This is a genomic window from Mammaliicoccus vitulinus (genome assembly GCF_029024305.1).
GTDB classification, from domain to species: Bacteria; Bacillota; Bacilli; order Staphylococcales; family Staphylococcaceae; genus Mammaliicoccus; species Mammaliicoccus vitulinus.
This window is the reverse complement of the sequence record NZ_CP118974.1, coordinates 490,409-506,700: the sequence shown is the minus strand read 5'-3', so window position 1 is coordinate 506,700 and position 16,292 is coordinate 490,409. Positions and strand designations below refer to the sequence as shown.

16 protein-coding genes are annotated in these 16,292 nt (G+C 31.7%); 4 read left to right on the top strand and 12 right to left on the bottom strand.

Going from position 1 to position 16,292, the window contains the following annotated elements:
- Position 1 precedes the first annotated feature (1 nt).
- Complete coding sequence (locus PYW35_RS02385; RefSeq protein ID WP_103323265.1) at positions 2-649, bottom strand: HlyD family secretion protein; 648 nt, start codon at positions 647-649, stop codon at positions 2-4.
- 209 nt (positions 650-858) lie between these two features.
- On the opposite strand from PYW35_RS02385, the gene PYW35_RS02380 reads away from it, so the two are divergent.
- Positions 859-1,410 carry a TetR/AcrR family transcriptional regulator gene (locus PYW35_RS02380; RefSeq protein ID WP_016912524.1) on the top strand — a complete coding sequence of 184 codons (552 nt, stop codon included), beginning with the start codon at positions 859-861 and terminating at the stop codon, positions 1,408-1,410.
- A 79-nt stretch (positions 1,411-1,489) separates the two neighbouring features.
- Here the strand turns inward: PYW35_RS02380 and PYW35_RS02375 are convergent, their stop codons facing one another.
- Positions 1,490-3,016 (bottom strand): phospholipase D-like domain-containing protein, encoded by a 1,527-nt coding sequence (locus PYW35_RS02375; RefSeq protein ID WP_103323264.1) that lies wholly within the window; start codon positions 3,014-3,016, stop codon positions 1,490-1,492.
- A 128-nt stretch (positions 3,017-3,144) separates the two neighbouring features.
- On the opposite strand from PYW35_RS02375, the gene PYW35_RS02370 reads away from it, so the two are divergent.
- Positions 3,145-4,254 (top strand): 5-methyltetrahydropteroyltriglutamate--homocysteine S-methyltransferase, encoded by a 1,110-nt coding sequence (locus PYW35_RS02370; protein WP_103323263.1) that lies wholly within the window; start codon positions 3,145-3,147, stop codon positions 4,252-4,254.
- 82 nt (positions 4,255-4,336) lie between these two features.
- On the opposite strand, the gene PYW35_RS02365 is transcribed toward PYW35_RS02370, so the two are convergent.
- The 3 genes from PYW35_RS02365 to PYW35_RS02355 all read right to left on the bottom strand — a co-directional run bounded on the left by PYW35_RS02365 (position 4,337) and on the right by PYW35_RS02355 (position 6,969).
- On the bottom strand, positions 4,337-4,816 hold the full coding sequence (locus tag PYW35_RS02365; protein WP_169925699.1) for a cupin domain-containing protein: 480 nt from the start codon (positions 4,814-4,816) through the stop codon (positions 4,337-4,339).
- 11 nt (positions 4,817-4,827) lie between these two features.
- The gene (locus tag PYW35_RS02360; protein WP_016912520.1) at positions 4,828-5,541 is read right to left on the bottom strand and encodes a YebC/PmpR family DNA-binding transcriptional regulator; all 714 of its coding nucleotides are present in this window, start codon (positions 5,539-5,541) and stop codon (positions 4,828-4,830) included.
- 780 nt (positions 5,542-6,321) lie between these two features.
- On the bottom strand, positions 6,322-6,969 hold the full coding sequence (locus tag PYW35_RS02355) for a Bax inhibitor-1/YccA family protein (protein ID WP_016913238.1): 648 nt from the start codon (positions 6,967-6,969) through the stop codon (positions 6,322-6,324).
- Between the two features lie 312 nt (positions 6,970-7,281).
- Here PYW35_RS02355 and PYW35_RS02350 point away from each other — a divergent pair, with 312 nt between their 5' ends.
- Complete coding sequence (locus PYW35_RS02350) at positions 7,282-8,094, top strand: LysM peptidoglycan-binding domain-containing protein (protein WP_016913239.1); 813 nt, start codon at positions 7,282-7,284, stop codon at positions 8,092-8,094.
- Between the two features lie 307 nt (positions 8,095-8,401).
- Here the strand turns inward: PYW35_RS02350 and PYW35_RS02345 are convergent, their stop codons facing one another.
- The 7 genes from PYW35_RS02345 to PYW35_RS02315 form a co-directional block, all read right to left on the bottom strand.
- On the bottom strand, positions 8,402-9,400 hold the full coding sequence (locus tag PYW35_RS02345) for an inorganic phosphate transporter (RefSeq protein WP_103323261.1): 999 nt from the start codon (positions 9,398-9,400) through the stop codon (positions 8,402-8,404).
- Positions 9,401-9,414: 14 nt separating this feature from the next.
- On the bottom strand, positions 9,415-10,032 hold the full coding sequence (locus PYW35_RS02340; RefSeq protein ID WP_016912538.1) for a DUF47 domain-containing protein: 618 nt from the start codon (positions 10,030-10,032) through the stop codon (positions 9,415-9,417).
- A gap of 200 nt (positions 10,033-10,232) precedes the next feature.
- Positions 10,233-12,167, bottom strand: coding sequence for an ABC transporter permease (locus PYW35_RS02335; RefSeq protein WP_103323260.1), 1,935 nt, complete (start codon positions 12,165-12,167; stop codon positions 10,233-10,235).
- Positions 12,157-12,918, bottom strand: coding sequence for an ABC transporter ATP-binding protein (locus tag PYW35_RS02330; protein WP_016912540.1), 762 nt, complete (start codon positions 12,916-12,918; stop codon positions 12,157-12,159). Before PYW35_RS02330 ends, PYW35_RS02335 begins: the two co-directional genes overlap by 11 nt.
- 49 nt (positions 12,919-12,967) lie before the next feature.
- Positions 12,968-14,029 (bottom strand): sensor histidine kinase, encoded by a 1,062-nt coding sequence (locus PYW35_RS02325; protein WP_103323259.1) that lies wholly within the window; start codon positions 14,027-14,029, stop codon positions 12,968-12,970.
- 1 nt (position 14,030) lies between these two features.
- Positions 14,031-14,714, bottom strand: a complete 684-nt coding sequence (locus PYW35_RS02320; RefSeq protein WP_103323258.1) for a response regulator transcription factor — start codon at positions 14,712-14,714, stop codon at positions 14,031-14,033.
- 10 nt (positions 14,715-14,724) lie between these two features.
- Positions 14,725-15,648, bottom strand: coding sequence for an NAD-dependent epimerase/dehydratase family protein (locus tag PYW35_RS02315; protein ID WP_103323257.1), 924 nt, complete (start codon positions 15,646-15,648; stop codon positions 14,725-14,727).
- Positions 15,649-15,766: 118 nt separating this feature from the next.
- Between PYW35_RS02315 and PYW35_RS02310 the strand changes: the two genes are divergently transcribed.
- Positions 15,767-16,270 carry a GNAT family N-acetyltransferase gene (locus tag PYW35_RS02310; RefSeq protein ID WP_204107795.1) on the top strand — a complete coding sequence of 168 codons (504 nt, stop codon included), beginning with the start codon at positions 15,767-15,769 and terminating at the stop codon, positions 16,268-16,270.
- Positions 16,271-16,292: the final 22 nt, after the last annotated feature.

Here is a 16,292-nt window from a genome sequence, read left to right as displayed (position 1 = left end):
CTTAATTCTTGTGGATTCGAACTTCAACATTCATTCCTGGAACAACATTTGTTGATGGCTTAGAATCAAATGTGATTTTCACTGGAACAACTTGCGTCACTTTTGTATAGTTTCCATTACTATTTGATGAAGGCATCAATGAGAAACTTGATGCAGTTGCTAATCCAACTTGAGACACTTTACCTTTAACACTAGCTTCTTGGCCATCGATATAAACGTCAACAGCTTGTCCTCTTTCTACATCTTCAACATCTGTATCATCAATGTTTGCTGTTACATATAAATCATCAAAGTTATATGCATAAGCGATTGGTGATCCAGCTTGAACTAAATTATTTTCTGTTGCTGAAGTTTTGACGATTGTACTTTTTGAAGGTGCTTTGATATCCATATTTTGAGATTCGCCATCTTCACCTTTACCAGCTACCTCGCCAATTTTATCGCCTTTATCGAATGTTTTTCCTTCTTCAGCATCAAAGCTGTTTAAATTACCTGATACTGGGCTCGCAATTTTAATTTGCTCACCGTCAACTTTTGCGTTTTCTGTTTTTACATAATCTGTCGCTTCACTATAATAGTGGAATCCTACTAGGCCGATAGCCACTAAAATCACTATAGTAATAACATTTACAAGCACGATTTTTTTCATTACTCTATTTCCTCCAAATTTCAATGATTTATTTATTATAAGCCTCGTCAACCATGATTTAAACCAACAAATTTCATAAGTTTGTCGGGTTAAAATAGCGGAAAAATCAGATAATTATTCATAATATCTTCATATTTAAAATGAAAATTAATGTATATTTAGAGTTGTTTTTGTTAAAATATATGTTATGTAATTATTCGAGGTGAACTATGAAAAAACATGCTAGACAATTAATAACGAGTAACATGGTTTACTTATTAGAACATTATCATTTTGATGAAATCACTATAAAAATGTTATGTGCTGAATGTGGCATTAACCGTTCAACATTTTATGCACACTTTAAAGATAAATATGAAACGTATGAAGAAATTAAAAGATTCCATATGACGAACTATGAAACTTTAATGGATAATATTGAACAATCTATAACAGATAATCCTGATGACAAACGAAAATACGTTAAACAGTATTTCACAAATGTATTTTATTACATTGCAAGACATCAAAGATTTTTTACAAGCGTATTCGTCGTACATCCTGAGAAAGAATTGATTATTAGTTTTATTAAACTCATAAAGTTTAGATTTGAGAAGTTGATTCGCAGTATAAGTACACTTCAAGATATAAACTTCTTCCTTGATTACACAGTTGGTGGACAAATTGCATCTATTTATAGATGGTTAAAAAATGGTTGTGAAGAAACACCAGAAAAAATGGCTGACATTATGTATCGCAATATTATTAAAATTAATAGATAACCAAAAAAATCACACCTTCATAATTGAAGTGTGATTTTTTGGTTGCTGATAAACAATATTCTTACGAAATATTATAATCTTAAAAGCTAGATAATCCGGTCTTTTCTTGTATTCTATACATGACTCTTTTCCATAGTGATTCATCTTTAAAATCATCATATTGAGCAGTCATCGTATGTTCCTTATTATCCCATGCATCATTAAAAGTTCGAGATAGTTTTGCAAATGCTTCGTCAGTTTGTTTACCTTTAATAATGATATCTGACTCTAAATTGTAATCGCCCATGTTTCTACGCGTTAGATTAGACGAACCTAATATCATAGTAGCATTCTTATTTTCATTTTGCTCAAATAACAAGTATTTCGAGTGATACTGTTCTCCGTTACTGAGCGCCCATTTCACTTTAATATTTCCTTTTGAGCGATTAACTAACTCACTTGCTACAGGCTTATTAGGTACACCTGGTTTTTCTTTTCCAAAAGCTTCTTTATTGATATCTAATATGAGTTTGATTTTCACATTCCTCTTAGATGCTTTAATCAGTTCATTGATCACATCTCTATCAGAAAGGTAAAACATTCCTATAGAAATACGATCTTTAGATTGTGTTTTTTTTATATTTTTAATAATTTGCTCTTTAATTTTTCCTTCTGTTGCCAGTTGCACTGAATAAGTAGCATCATCACGCCAACTATTATGATTAATTTTAAAATCGCTGGCCGAATACTGTGCACCACTCATATTGGCTACTGCTAATTCAGATTTAATCAACGCATTTTGGATAGGTCCTGTTACTCTTACACCGACATTTTGATGATAGCCACTTGAGTCATGTGGATTACTTGAAAGCACCATACCGTGTTTTTCTGTCACAAGCGTTTTTCTATGATTTGCTTTCATATTTAAAATCCCCAAATATCCTCTTACTGTAACATCTGGTGCTTCACTACTTATCGGGTTGCTTAACTTGCCGTTTTCACTATTCCCAAACCATTGAAAGAATGTTCTATATGTACCAGAATAAATTGGATTCGAATCTCTTAATTTATTTAAATCTGTATATTGAACATCTATATTATATTCTTTTAAATCTTTAATATTTTCTGGCGTATAAGAACCGTAAAATGAATTAAGTGGGTCAGTTATCACAATAATTCTCATGTTTGGATTCTCTTGCTTTTTAGCAATTAAAGACTGTGTGAGTCGATTCGCTATGTCTGGATAAGTTTTATCTCCCGTTTTATAACTATTAAATAAGAACATGTCCATAATAATAAAGTCATTCGCTTCATTTATCGTTTCATTAACTTTTTCAAATATTTCTTGATCATAATTCATTTCGTCTCCGGATTTATAAGTAACATCCGTTAATAATTCTACATGCTCAGTCTTAGTTTCAGAACTTGTTTTTGAAACGCCGTGAGGTAAAATTTTAAACACGTGGAAAATACTTACCGCTATAACAAATGCTAATAATATGTATGCAAGCCATAATAAATACTTCTTTTGAAATTTATGCTTCTTTTTTGGATGTTTCTTTTTCTGATTTTTATTTTTTACAGGTGGACGCTTCTTTTTTGTAATTTTTTTAGTTTTATTAGCCAAGTGTTTAATAACCTCCTTTTAATCTCATTATACCAAAATTAAATTGACAACGATGTATTACTTTGTTACTTTTAATGAATATTGAATTTTTCAGAATTTTTAGAGTATATACATAGGAGTGAATTAAATTGACTGAGCAATTAAGACCTTTCCGCGCTGATCATGTCGGAAGTTTATTAAGAACTGAACCATTAAAAAAAGCACGTCAACAATATTCAGAAGGTGCTATATCTGAAGCTGAATTACGAAAAATTGAAGATCAAGAAATTGATCAAATCATTGAAAAACAATTAGAAGTCGGATTAAAAAGTATAACTGACGGTGAATTCAGACGTTCTTATTGGCATTTTGATTTCTTAGAAAATTTAACTGGTATTGAAGATTACGTACCAGAAATTGGTCTTACGTTTAATGGTGTTGAAACTAAAAAACACAATGTAAGAGTAGCTGGAAAAGTTGAATTTAATCCAGAACATCCACATTTCGAGCATTTTACTTATTTACATAAACAAGTAAATGGTAGAGCTATGAGTAAAGTTTCTATCCCGAGCCCTAACCAGTTATTCCATCCAAACATATTAAATCATGATATTTATCCAGATATTAACGAATATGCTAAAGATGTATCAGAAGCTTACCGCCAATCTATACTTAAATTTTATGACTTAGGATGTCGCTATTTACAAATTGATGATGTTTATTGGGCTGGATTAGCAGCAACAAAACAATTAATTAAAAATAGAGAACGTACTGAAGATGAAAAAGCAGAAGCTATTAAATTAGCTGCAAAGGTCGTGAATGACGCTTTAGCAGACTTGCCAGAAGATTTACTGATTACTACACATATTTGTCGTGGTAACTATCAATCCTCATGGGCCATCACAGGTGGGTACGAACCAATCGCTAAAGAACTATTTACAGAAAAATTACAAGGCTTCTTCTTAGAGTATGATGATAATCGTTCAGGCGATTTCGAACCTTTAAGACATTTCAATAGAGATGATGCTTATATTGTATTAGGTCTTTTTACATCGAAGACTGGAGAACTAGAAAACAAACAAAACATTTTAGACAGATTAGATGAAGCTAGAAAATACGTTTCAAAAGATCAAATATGTCTAAGTCCACAATGTGGTTTTGCTTCAACAGAAGAAGGTAATATTTTATCTGAAGAAGATCAATGGCGTAAATTATCTTACGTGATCGAAACGGCAAAAGAAGTATATGGTGAGCTATAAATACTTGTATAAGATAAATTAAAGTCTATAAACAGAGACAGAGGGCACACTTATTAATCGTGTGCCCTCTGTTGTTTTAGTTTTATATAGATTCAAATGCATACTTTTTAATAGCTTCTTCATGCTGTGGATATTGTTCTAGCAAGTGCGCTTGTGTAAACAGTTCAAACTTTTCAAATTGGAAACCTGGTGAACACATACAGCCTACTAATGCATAGTCATTATCCCCTTCAACTGTTGAAGCAAATATTACGCCTTTAGGTACGAGTGCCTGTAATACATCACCATCTTCAATATTAGGCCCTACTTTAACTTGTTCATATTTTCCATCTGGATGTATCATATGAACGGTTAATGTTTGACCAGCATGATAATACCAAACTTCATCTGATTGTATTCTATGAAAATGAGAGATATTATTTTTCTCTAATAGGAAATAAATACTTGTATACATAGCATTATCATCACTTAATGTTTGTTGTGATTTAATGATTTCTTTAAAATATCCACCTTCTGGATGTGGTGTTAAATCAAGCATTTCAATCCATTTATCTTTATTCATAGCTTCTCCCATTACAAATCTACATTATGAAATACTTGTTGAACATCTTCTAAATCTTCAAGAGCATCTACTAATTTTTCAAAAGTATCTTGATCTTCTTCTGATAAAGTAACTTCTGACTGAGCTAACATTGAAAGTTCCGCAACTTCAAAATCTTCTACACCATTCTCTTTAAGAACATTTTGAACTTGTGCAAATTGCTCAGGCTCAGCGTATACAATCGTTAATTCTTCTTCTTCAATAACATCTCTAACATCTAAATCTTCTTCTAATAAAAGCTCAAAAATTTCATCAGATGATTTTTCTTTGAATGCAAATACTGCTGTGTGATTAAACATGTATGCTACAGATCCAGATACACCCATATTCCCACCATTCTTACCGAATGCTGCACGAACATCACTAGCTGTACGGTTAACATTGTTTGTTAACGCATCAACAATTAACATTGTACCGCTTGGTCCAAAACCTTCGTATCTTAATTCATCGTAGTTCTCTTCTGATCCACCTTTTGCTTTTTCGATGGCTCTATCTATAATATGTTTTGGAACAGAATAAGTTTTAGCTTTTTCTAATACAAATTTAAGGTTTTGGTTTGATTCAGGATCTGGTTCACCTGATTTTGCTGCCATATATATTTCACGGCCAAATTTCGCATAAATTCTACTTGTATTTTTATCTTTTTGGGCTTTCTTTTCCTTAATATTATTCCATTTACGTCCCATAATTCCATCTCTCTTTCAAAGTGAGTTATTTAACATACCTATTATACAATATTGATCTAATCTGGCAAAGTTTACCGTTCAATAAAATCTTGGACATAAATAGCGTGATATGTTTTAAAATCTTACGATTTTGAAAGTGCATGCTTGCCTGGGGGTATGGTTCGAGCCTGTAGTCTCTCTCACATACTATTCCCCCGGGCGTCAGCACTTCACAAAATCGTTATAAGTATTCATTTTCCTTATATTTTTTCGTTTGTTCTTTTAAGTATATGCTGTACCAAACAAGCAACATAGAACGTCTGTAAGTTGCAAGACTACCCAAACAAGCAACATAGAAGCTCTGTATGTTGCAAGACTACCCAAACAAGCAACATAGAAGGTCTGTAAGTTGCAAGACTGATCAAACAAGCAACATAGAAAGCCTGTAAGTTGCAAGACTACCCAAACAAGCAACATAGAAAGCCTGTAAGTTGCAAGACTGATCAAACAAGCAACATAGAAGGCCTGAATGTTGCAAGACTACCTAAACAAGCAACATAGAAAGCCTGTAAGTTGCAAGACTGACCAAACAAGCAACATAGAAAGCCTGTAAGTTGCAAGACTTATCAAACAAGCAACATAGAAGGCCTGAATGTTGCAAGACTTATCAAACAAGCAACATAGAAGGTCTGTAAGTATTAAAAGCATAATAAAAAGAGCATAAATTCTTCGAAAAATAAGAATTTACGCTCTTTTACGTTAACCAGTGATGTTAATGTCACAAGCTCTAGTAAACGTATTTTAATCTTTAATAATACTTGCAAGTCTTAATATGTGCATAATAATATTCAGTAGATTTATAAATAAATTAAAGCCCATTTCTCTTGGAGAGAAATTACCGAGTTTCATACGGTTAAAGTCATAAACTGTATATAACAAGAATAAACCTATACCGATTACTGATAATACGGTATGAAAGATTGGGTTATTTATAAATAATCCTAATAAACTTGCGAAAATAAGTGCTATTAATGTAACGAATAAATATTTACCTAAACCTGATGCATCATCAATCATGAAATAGCCTAAAATTCCGAACGCTGCGAATGCACCAATAGCTAACGCTATATTTCCATAAAATGCTTGCGTGCCTAATGCACCTAAATAATACATAAACGATGTATATGATAGTACACCAATTAAGAATGCAAACACATTAGATATAAGACCACCAAATTTTCTAGATGATTTTACAAATAGTGAAATCATTATAAGTACAAATAATCCTATCGTAATTGGAAGTTGAAGAGCAGGTGGTACAAATTGACCTAAATATGTTCCAATCCCAAAAATAACCCAATAATATAAGAAATAAAGCCACGTTTTTCTAATTGCTGAACCATGTGTATCAGCAGCTTCATAAGATCCATAATTATGTTCATAACTCATTCATAATCAATCCTTTTTAAAGTAATACCAACATTTTACATGCAATTACTATATATATCAATCTTGATGTTTCTTCACAATTGTAACAATCTTCCCCTTACATAATTTGCCATATTGCATATGGATGCGTTCACAACAGTTTTGGTAGGGTTATATACATTCATAAAAGCGCATTCTAATTATTGTTTTTTTATTACAAAGTGATTACATACAGTACAGATAATGCTATTTTTGTTACCATTAATGCTATCGAAGGATTTATATATTTGCATGTAGTTTTTATATATTTTAAATAATGAGGAGGATAAGCCTTTGAAAAAATTTGCATTCGCAGTAACAGCAGTTTCAGGTGTTGCAGCTATAGCAGCTCATAACGACGCTGAAGCATCAACTCAACACACTGTAAAAAATGGTGAATCTTTATGGGTTATCGCAGACGAATATGGTGTATCTGTAGACCAACTGAAATCTAGTAATAACATTTCAGGAAACATGATCTTCCCAGGACAAGTCATTACTGTAAACGGAAGTAGTTCAACTGGAGGAAGTGGCTCTCAAGAAAGTACAGCAACTTCAGGTTCTACGTACACAGTTAAAAGTGGTGATTCATTAGATGTAATCGCTCAACAACACGGTGTTTCTGTTGACCAACTTATGAAATCAAATAATTTAAAAGGTTATATTATCTATCCTGGTCAAACTTTAAAAATTGCAGGTGGAAGCGGTAGTGAAACATCAACTGCCCCATCAAACAATACACAACCATCTCAAACGAGTAGTAACCAAACATTTAATGACCAAAACTTATACGACTGGGGTCAATGTACATATTACGTATTCGACCGTAGAGCACAAGCTGGTAGTGCAATAAGCACATACTGGGGAGACGCAAAATATTGGGCAGGCGCAGCACAAGCTAACGGTTTCCGTGTAGATAACACACCTGCAGTAGGATCAATCATGCAATCTACATCAGGTCAATATGGTCACGTTTCTTATGTTGAATCTATTAACTCAGACGGTAGTTTACTTATTTCAGAAACTAACTACAATACGCCTCCTGGTGTAACTGATTATAGAACAATACCTGCTTCACAAGTTTATAACTACTCTTATATTCATTAATATCCAAAGAGTAAGGGACATAACAAAAGAGCTCTTCATTAGGCGATAACCTAGTGAAGAGCTTTTTTGTATTATATAATCTCACGATTTTGAAAGTGCATGCTTGCCTAGGGATATGGTTCGAGCCTGTAGTCTCTCTCGCATACTATTCCCTCAGGCGTCAGCACTTTACAAAATCGTGAGGAAAGTATTATAAAGAATTTTTACTATTTATCATGTGGAGCCTGACTTGATAAATTCACAAGCCCTATTTATAGGCAAACAAAAAAACATCCAAATTTTATAATTAGGATGTTTTTTAATATTTTTATACAAATAACATACAAAAGTGATAAATAACAAATGAAAGTATGATTGAAACTGGTAAAGTTACAATCCATGTAATGATCATTCTTTGTGCTGTTGTCCATTTAACGCCTTTAACGCGTTGTGATGAACCTACACCTAATATAGATGAAGATACAACATGAGTAGTTGATACTGGTAAGTGTATGAAAGTAGCACCAAATATAACGAATGCTGATGATAAGTCTGCTGCTACGCCGTTAGCTGGACGTATTTTCATAATGTTTCCACCAACAGTTTTAATGATTTTCCATCCACCTACTGCTGTTCCAAGTCCCATTGCGGTAGCACAACTTATTTTAACCCATAGCTCAATATCTGTTGTTGTTTGCATATTAGCTGAAATAAGTGCCATCGTAATAATACCCATTGCTTTTTGAGCATCGTTTGTACCGTGAGAAAATGCTTGTAACGCAGCAGTACCAATTTGAATAAATCTAAAGTTTCTATTTGTTTTAGTCAAATTATTATTTTTAAATACTACTTTGAAAATAGAATATACTATAAAACCAACTATAAAAGCTAATATCGGTGATGCAATTAAAGCTAATATAATTTTAGAAAATCCTTGGTAATGTAATACACCAAATCCTGCAGATGCGATAGCTGCTCCTGCAATCGACCCTATTAATGCATGTGAAGATGAACTTGGAATCCCGAAGTACCAAGTTAAAAGATTCCATGCTATTGCCGAAATTAAAGCTGCTAAAATAACAATTGAACCATTCTCTAATTTAAATGGATCTACGATATCTTTTGCAATCGTTTGAGCAACACCAGTTGCCATTAATGCACCAAGAAAGTTCATGATTGCTGCTAATAAAATTGCATGTCTTGGTTTAAGTGCTTTAGTAGATACTGCTGTAGCGATTGCATTGGCTGTATCATGGAAACCATTAATAAAGTCAAAAATTAACGCAAATGCAACAATAGCTACGGTAATAATGAGTAAACTATCCATTTTTCTAAAACTCCTTAGCTATTTTTCATAATAATTTGTTCTAATTTATTTGCTACTAATTGACATTTATCTGCTACATCTTCTAAAGATTCATAAATATCTTTAATTTTAATTAAAGTTACTGGGTCTGTTTCGCTATTGAAAATATATTTGATAGATTGTCTTAAAATGCTATCACAATTCGTTTCATATTCTTTAATGTTAATAGAATGCACACGAATATGTGAGAATTTCTTCTCAGCTACTAAAGTTACAGCTATTTCAATTTCTTTTACAGCTGCTTGGATGTTTTTCACGAATTCAGCCATGTAATCATCTGAATAACTGATAGAGTACATTTCAAACATTGCTGAAGTTTCTTCCATTTCATCTAATACATCATCTAATGCGTCACACAATTCTAAAATATCTTCTCTTTCAATTGGTGTGATGAACGTCTGATTTAAATCAGTGATCATTTGGTGCATAAGATCATCACCATTAGACTCATAGGCTTTTATTTTATCTGAATAAGCTTTTAAGTCGAAATCTGAATCAAAATCCATTTCTCCAAATTCAACTGACGCGCGGCTTAAATTCTCAGCTATAGCTTCTAGCTGAATACCAAACTTATCCTTCTTCTTATTAAACATTTAGTAATCCTCCCAAAATTTACATCTTAATTTACGTAATTACTCTTTCATTGTACTCTTTCAAAATGAATTCGACCACTGTTTATTAATTAATTTTTAAATTTTCGTCTTGTTTGTAAACTTTCTGTATACACAAAGTTCACATTGGTATTTTATAACATAAAAAAGGACTAATGACAAGCATTAGTCCTAAAATAGTTTTATAATACGCGTTGGATAACTTGTTTAGAATGTACATAAGCTAATATTGCAAATAATATATAAATTAAAGAATATAGCGACATGACAATAAGTACTGGTGTGTAGAATGATTGTCCCATGAAGAACCACGCTGATTTAGCTGCGAAATACCCGTGACTCAATCCAATAATTAATGGTAATGCAAAATTAAATCCAATTTTCAATGCAATTCCTTTAGACATATCTTTAGATGTATAACCTAATTTTCTTAATATAACATAGTTTGAAGTCTCATCTTCTGTTTCATCAATTTGCTTAATGTAAATGATACAGCCAGTTGATAGTAGAAATGCGATGCCTAAAAATCCGAGAATAAATAACATGACGCCAAGACTACTTTTAGAGTCCTTATATATCTGTTGATATGAAAGCGATGATTCATTTGACTTTACTTGTTTACTAAAGATTTGTTCTGCTTTATGAACGTCTTTTTCGTCACTTAAATTAATGCCATACTGTTCATTATGATTATCATTTTTCGCTTCATGCTGTTTCATTTGATCAAATGTATGATCTGAAACAACATAAACAGGCGCATTATATGAAATATTAGTTGATAAATAAGTTTCTTTACTAATGGACTTCACTTTAAGCTGCTTAGTTTGATCATTTAATTTATATGATATGTTTTCATCATCATGAACTGTAATCATTTTATCAAGAATATCACTATAACCTACTATAGCAACTTCGTTATCTTGTAAATTCAAATCTTTAAATTCTGATGATTTAGCAATTGTTGAAGGAAATTGAGATGATGTACTAGTCAGTTCATCATCATATGCGAACACTTTAGTATCATCAATCTCATAGCGCGTCACATGATAATTATTTTCCTTGAACTTGATATTATTGTCATTTAGCGCTTTTTTGAATTGATTATTTGCATCTTTGTTTATAAAAATATAATCATCAGGTGCAGTATTCCGAGCAGTTTCTGCTGCATTGTAATATGAGACATAACTTAATGCTAAAAGACCCACTGACATAGCTGAAACAATTGCAATTATTGTAAGCGATAAAGCATTAGTTTTCATCTTATGCATGATAGATGATGTTGAAACGACGTCTGTTACACTAAGCATACCTTTTTTATATTTACGAATGGTGTTGAATATAAGTGATATTGAACACCTAAATAATAGATACGCCCCAACGATCGTTAAGAACAATACAGTGATCATTCTTAAATAAAGACCCATCATGGCATTTCCTTTAAGATTATCAAATATTACACTAGATAAATAGTACCCTCCGATAATCATCAAAATGCCAATTGCACCAAAAATTAATTCATATAACTTAATTTTTTTAATTTTTGTATCTGTAACATTATATTCATTCATAAGTGCTAGAATCGTTTTTCTCTTAATAAACACAATATTTTGAAGAGATATGATCATATAAATGCCAACCATTAAAACGACTGTTTGAATAAAGGCTTCTATACTAAAATTTAAATGCGCTTCTTGCTGAACATCTATAATCTTATACAAAATCATTAATAATATTTTCGAAGAGAAAAAGCCTAGAATGGAACCTAGCACAGCAGTTATTGCAAATAAGATAAAGTTTTCTAAAGCAAATATTTTGAAGACTTCTCGTTTTGTCATACCGATTAACTGGTATAACCCTATTTCTCTTGATCTTCTTTTAATAAAAAGTTTGTTTGCATAAAGCAAGAATACGACGATAATAATCGTTAATATTGTGACACCTATTTGAATACCCACTCCTAGCTTAACGCCAGATTGTAGACCCTTCAAATCTTCTGAATGCTTCAAAGTAACAAACCCGAAAAACAGCATGACACTCATCGTAATTGAAAAGACATACATACTATAATGACGGATGTTACGTCTTAAGTTTTTAATAATGATGTGATTAAAGCTCATTTACAACACCACCTAACACGCTTTGTGTTTTGATGATTTCCTTATAAAATGTCTCTCTATCATCGTCTCCTTTATAAAGTTCAGAATAGATTTTACCATCTTTCAAGAAAATAACGCGATTTGAATAACTTGCCGCTGCGGAATCATGTGTAACCATTATGATTGTAGATTGCGTCGTCTGATTCATTTGATTTAACTTATTTAATAAGTCAGATGCGGATTTAGAATCTAAAGCACCAGTTGGTTCATCGGCAAATATAATAGATGGTTGTCCTATAAATGCCCTTGCTGCAGATGTTCTTTGCTTTTGACCACCTGAAATCTCACTTGGATATTTATGTTGAATATCTAGAATACCTAATGCTTTACTTATTTCTTCATATCTTATTTGCGCTTCTTTTTTTGAAATGTTTTGAATCGTCAAAGGCAACATAATATTTTCTTGAACAGTGAGCGTATTCAGCAAATTATACTCTTGAAATATAAAGCCTAATTCTTTTTTTCTAAAGTTAGACATTTGTCTATTATTCATGTTTTGTAATTGATGTCCATTAATTTCAATTTGACCGTTCGTAGCATAATCAATTGAACTCAAAACATTTAAAAGCGTTGTTTTACCAGAACCTGATGCCCCCATAATGCTAATGAATTCACCTTTTTCTACCGTCATATCTATTTGTTTTAATACTTCTTGTTGATTTTTTTTAGAACCATAAACTTTTACCAGTTGTTCAGTTTTTAAAATACTCATCTTCAGCACTCCTTTGAAATTTGTCTATGATTCCATATTAAAGGCTTTTTTAGTTAAGTTCCTTCGAATCATCGCACATTTTAAGGTTTGAAGTGACATTATTGTCACTTGATTGTTCAAGCGCTGTAAAATGATTAGGATGAGGGAAGATGAGCAATACTGTTGTACCTTCTCCATATGTAGATTGAATATTTACTTTAATGCTTAAGCCATCAGCAATTTCTTTCACCAAATAAAGCCCCATTCCTGTGGCTGTTGACTCTCGTCTATTTGTAGTAGAAGTAAACCCTCTTTCAAATATACGTGGTATATCTCGTGACTTTATCCCTCTACCAGTATCTTGAATCTTCAAATGCATTTGATTATTTTGTTCGAAAGTGGAAATGGTGATCTCACTATTTTCTGTATATTTCAATGCGTTACTTATAATTTGTCTAATGATGGTACGACACCATTTTTCATCTGTATAAACTTTTTCCTGATCGATTTGAATATCATAGCCTATCCTTTTAGCCATACTAATATTACGTGTATGCTGAATTTCACTAATAACCATATCTTTTAAAGAATAATGACCAAAATAAAAATCATTACTTTTTGAAGATAATCTTCTAATATAAAGTTGTTGATCAAGCAAATAGTCTATTCGACTCCACTCATATAATAAATCTTGCTTTAATTCCGCTTCTTCTATTTGATCTAATAACAATTTCATTGCTGTTATAGGTGTCTTTACTTCATGTATCCAATCCAACAAGTCATTTTTAGTCAGCTGAATTTCTTTATTTTGATCGTGAATTGTACGTCTTGTACTTTCATCATAGTTTTGGATATAATCAAAAATTATTTTTTCATATGCAGATTGATTCAACTCTTTATGCTCAATTTCTTTTATTGGAACATCTTTCTTTAAAGCATCATAAAAACGAGTTTCTCTCGTATAAATTAGCCATAAAAATACGCCAAATAAAATAACGTTTATACCTATTAAGTACAGCGCACTTTTGGTTGAAAATGCTACATCTAACCAACTTGTTAAGATTATAATAAGCTGCATAAGCATAAAAAATAATATCCATGTCAATCTTTCCCTAACAAAATATTTTATCATTTTATCCCTCCAGCTCATGAGCTATGTAGCCTTTACCTACTTTCGTTTCTATTAAATCATTGAGTCCAATATCCGCTAATTTTTTTCTTAAACGATTTACATTAACGGTTAAAGTATTATCACTTACAAATTGTTCATCATCCCATAATGCCGTTATAATCTTATCTCGACTCACAATTTCGTTCTTATGATTGAGTAAAATTTCTAATATAAACATTTCATTTTTAGTTAACGATATCTCAGAGCTATTTTTTTCTATGATGTGTTTGCCATAATCTACACGCGCTTTATTCCACAACTTAATTCTAGGTTCATCTTTATTGTATTGATAAACTCTTCTATAAATGGCCTGTAATTTAGCAACGAGCACTTCAGTATGAAAAGGTTTTTGAATGAAATCATCAGCACCAAGTTCCATACTCATCACTTGATCCATAGGATGATCTCTTGAAGAAAGAAATACAATCGGAATATTAGAATGTTTTCTAATCGCTCGACACCAGTAAAATCCATCATACTGTGGTAATTGTATATCAATAATCACCATGTCAGGATCAATCGCTTTATACTCCTCAAAAACTGAACTAAAGTCATTGATTCCATGTACAGACCAATCCCATTTTTCTAGTTGGCTTTTCATTGCTTTAAATAACGTTTCATCATCTTCAATAATTAGTAATTCCATACTATCCCTCTTACTTTGTATATTTTTTGACTTCTCCAGCTAATGTACGTAATTGAAAGTCTTTTATTCTACAATCAACTTCAAAGCCTTTCATCGTCACATTGTGAATAGGCGCTTGTGATAAATAGTAAATACTCCACGGTAATTTAGGTATATAGTTAAATAAATGCACAACAAATTCATTCGTCAGTTTGAGCTTTCTAAATTCCAACACACCATTATCTTCATATTTATTAACCGTAAGTGCGCCTCCAACAACTTTAAACTGAATGATATCTTCATGGATGCTTGGGTTAACTCTTTGTAATTTCAGCAATGGATTGCTTCGATGTTTAAAGTACACATAATACATATCTCCAATTAATTCAGTCGTCATAAGCGTACCACTCGTTTCTTGTAACCAATCAAAATAATATTTTACAACTTGTTCTAAATCCCACTGATAAGGTATAGGCATTCTGTCTACACTTCTGACATCATCAAATTTAGATTTTTGTAACTCTATAGATACAGCTGGTCGTTTAATTGACTGAGCTGTTGTATGAACTTCAATTCCTGTTGAACTTAATATATCTATCGTTTCTTGATCAAATGGAGAACCTGTAATATATATGATTTTCTTTACATTATTCTCTTTGCAAGCTTTTGCCATATTATCACTCGCGATTACATTCAAATTACGAGCAGTGCTTTGCGTCAATTTTGCAGACTTTTTATTAGGATCTAAATAATAAATTGCAATGTCTATATCTTTCAAAGCTTTCGTCATATCTTTTAATACATAAATATCACATTTTCTCCAAGTAACATCTGTATCAGTCATGTCCTCTTCATATTTTGTGATAGTAAATAAATTTCCGATATCTTTTAATGTACTGATTAAATGCTTACCTATATATCCTGAACCACCAGAAATGAGTACATTCGCTTTCATTTTAAGCACTCCTTTACATTCGGACTTTATATGTGTGTTATAATATTTATAACTTATTGCATATTTACCATAAATATAACATTGTTTGTAATTTATAAATAGAAATAGGAGATATTTTATGAAAGAAATCATACGCGAAATTCGAATAAATGATGTAGAAAACTTTAATAAATTATTAGATAGCGTCATTAATCAATCAGAATATCTATTATTTAATCCAGGTGAACACCAAATTTCAATACAAAATCAAACTTTATTTCTAGAAGAAATGATTACAACAAGTAATTCTACGATTATCGTGGCAGAACTAAACGATGCTTTAGTTGGATATGTGACACTTCAAGGTGGAAGAACTAAAAGAAATAATCATGCAGCTAAGATTGCAATGGGGTTGTTACCATCATTTAGAAACAAAGGTATTGGCTATAAATTGCTCCAAGAAACTGAAGCTTGGGCTATAAGACAACAACTTCACCGACTAGAACTAAATGTTGTTACTGAGAACGAACCAGCTTATCGCTTATATGAAAAATTTGGTTTTAAAGTTGAAGGTAAGAGAGAAGATACACTGTTTTTCAACGATAAATATTATGATGAATTTATGATGGGAAAATTATTATAAAAAAACAAACTAAGCGAACTTA

What these genes read in the sequence shown, in the direction of transcription:
- PYW35_RS02335 (WP_103323260.1), bottom strand. Translation starts at nt 12,167, where the DNA reads ATGAGCTTTAATCACATCATTATTAAAAACTTAAGACGTAACATCCGT.
- PYW35_RS02345 (WP_103323261.1), bottom strand. Translation starts at nt 9,400, where the DNA reads ATGGATAGTTTACTCATTATTACCGTAGCTATTGTTGCATTTGCGTTA.
- PYW35_RS02310 (WP_204107795.1), top strand. Translation starts at nt 15,767, where the DNA reads ATGAAAGAAATCATACGCGAAATTCGAATAAATGATGTAGAAAACTTT.
- PYW35_RS02315 (WP_103323257.1), bottom strand. Translation starts at nt 15,648, where the DNA reads ATGAAAGCGAATGTACTCATTTCTGGTGGTTCAGGATATATAGGTAAG.
- PYW35_RS02330 (WP_016912540.1), bottom strand. Translation starts at nt 12,918, where the DNA reads ATGAGTATTTTAAAAACTGAACAACTGGTAAAAGTTTATGGTTCTAAA.
- PYW35_RS02355 (WP_016913238.1), bottom strand. Translation starts at nt 6,969, where the DNA reads ATGAGTTATGAACATAATTATGGATCTTATGAAGCTGCTGATACACAT.
- PYW35_RS02340 (WP_016912538.1), bottom strand. Translation starts at nt 10,032, where the DNA reads ATGTTTAATAAGAAGAAGGATAAGTTTGGTATTCAGCTAGAAGCTATA.
- PYW35_RS02365 (WP_169925699.1), bottom strand. Translation starts at nt 4,816, where the DNA reads ATGAATAAAGATAAATGGATTGAAATGCTTGATTTAACACCACATCCA.
- PYW35_RS02385 (WP_103323265.1), bottom strand. Translation starts at nt 649, where the DNA reads ATGAAAAAAATCGTGCTTGTAAATGTTATTACTATAGTGATTTTAGTG.
- PYW35_RS02320 (WP_103323258.1), bottom strand. Translation starts at nt 14,714, where the DNA reads ATGGAATTACTAATTATTGAAGATGATGAAACGTTATTTAAAGCAATG.
- PYW35_RS02325 (WP_103323259.1), bottom strand. Translation starts at nt 14,029, where the DNA reads ATGATAAAATATTTTGTTAGGGAAAGATTGACATGGATATTATTTTTT.
- PYW35_RS02360 (WP_016912520.1), bottom strand. Translation starts at nt 5,541, where the DNA reads ATGGGACGTAAATGGAATAATATTAAGGAAAAGAAAGCCCAAAAAGAT.
- PYW35_RS02380 (WP_016912524.1), top strand. Translation starts at nt 859, where the DNA reads ATGAAAAAACATGCTAGACAATTAATAACGAGTAACATGGTTTACTTA.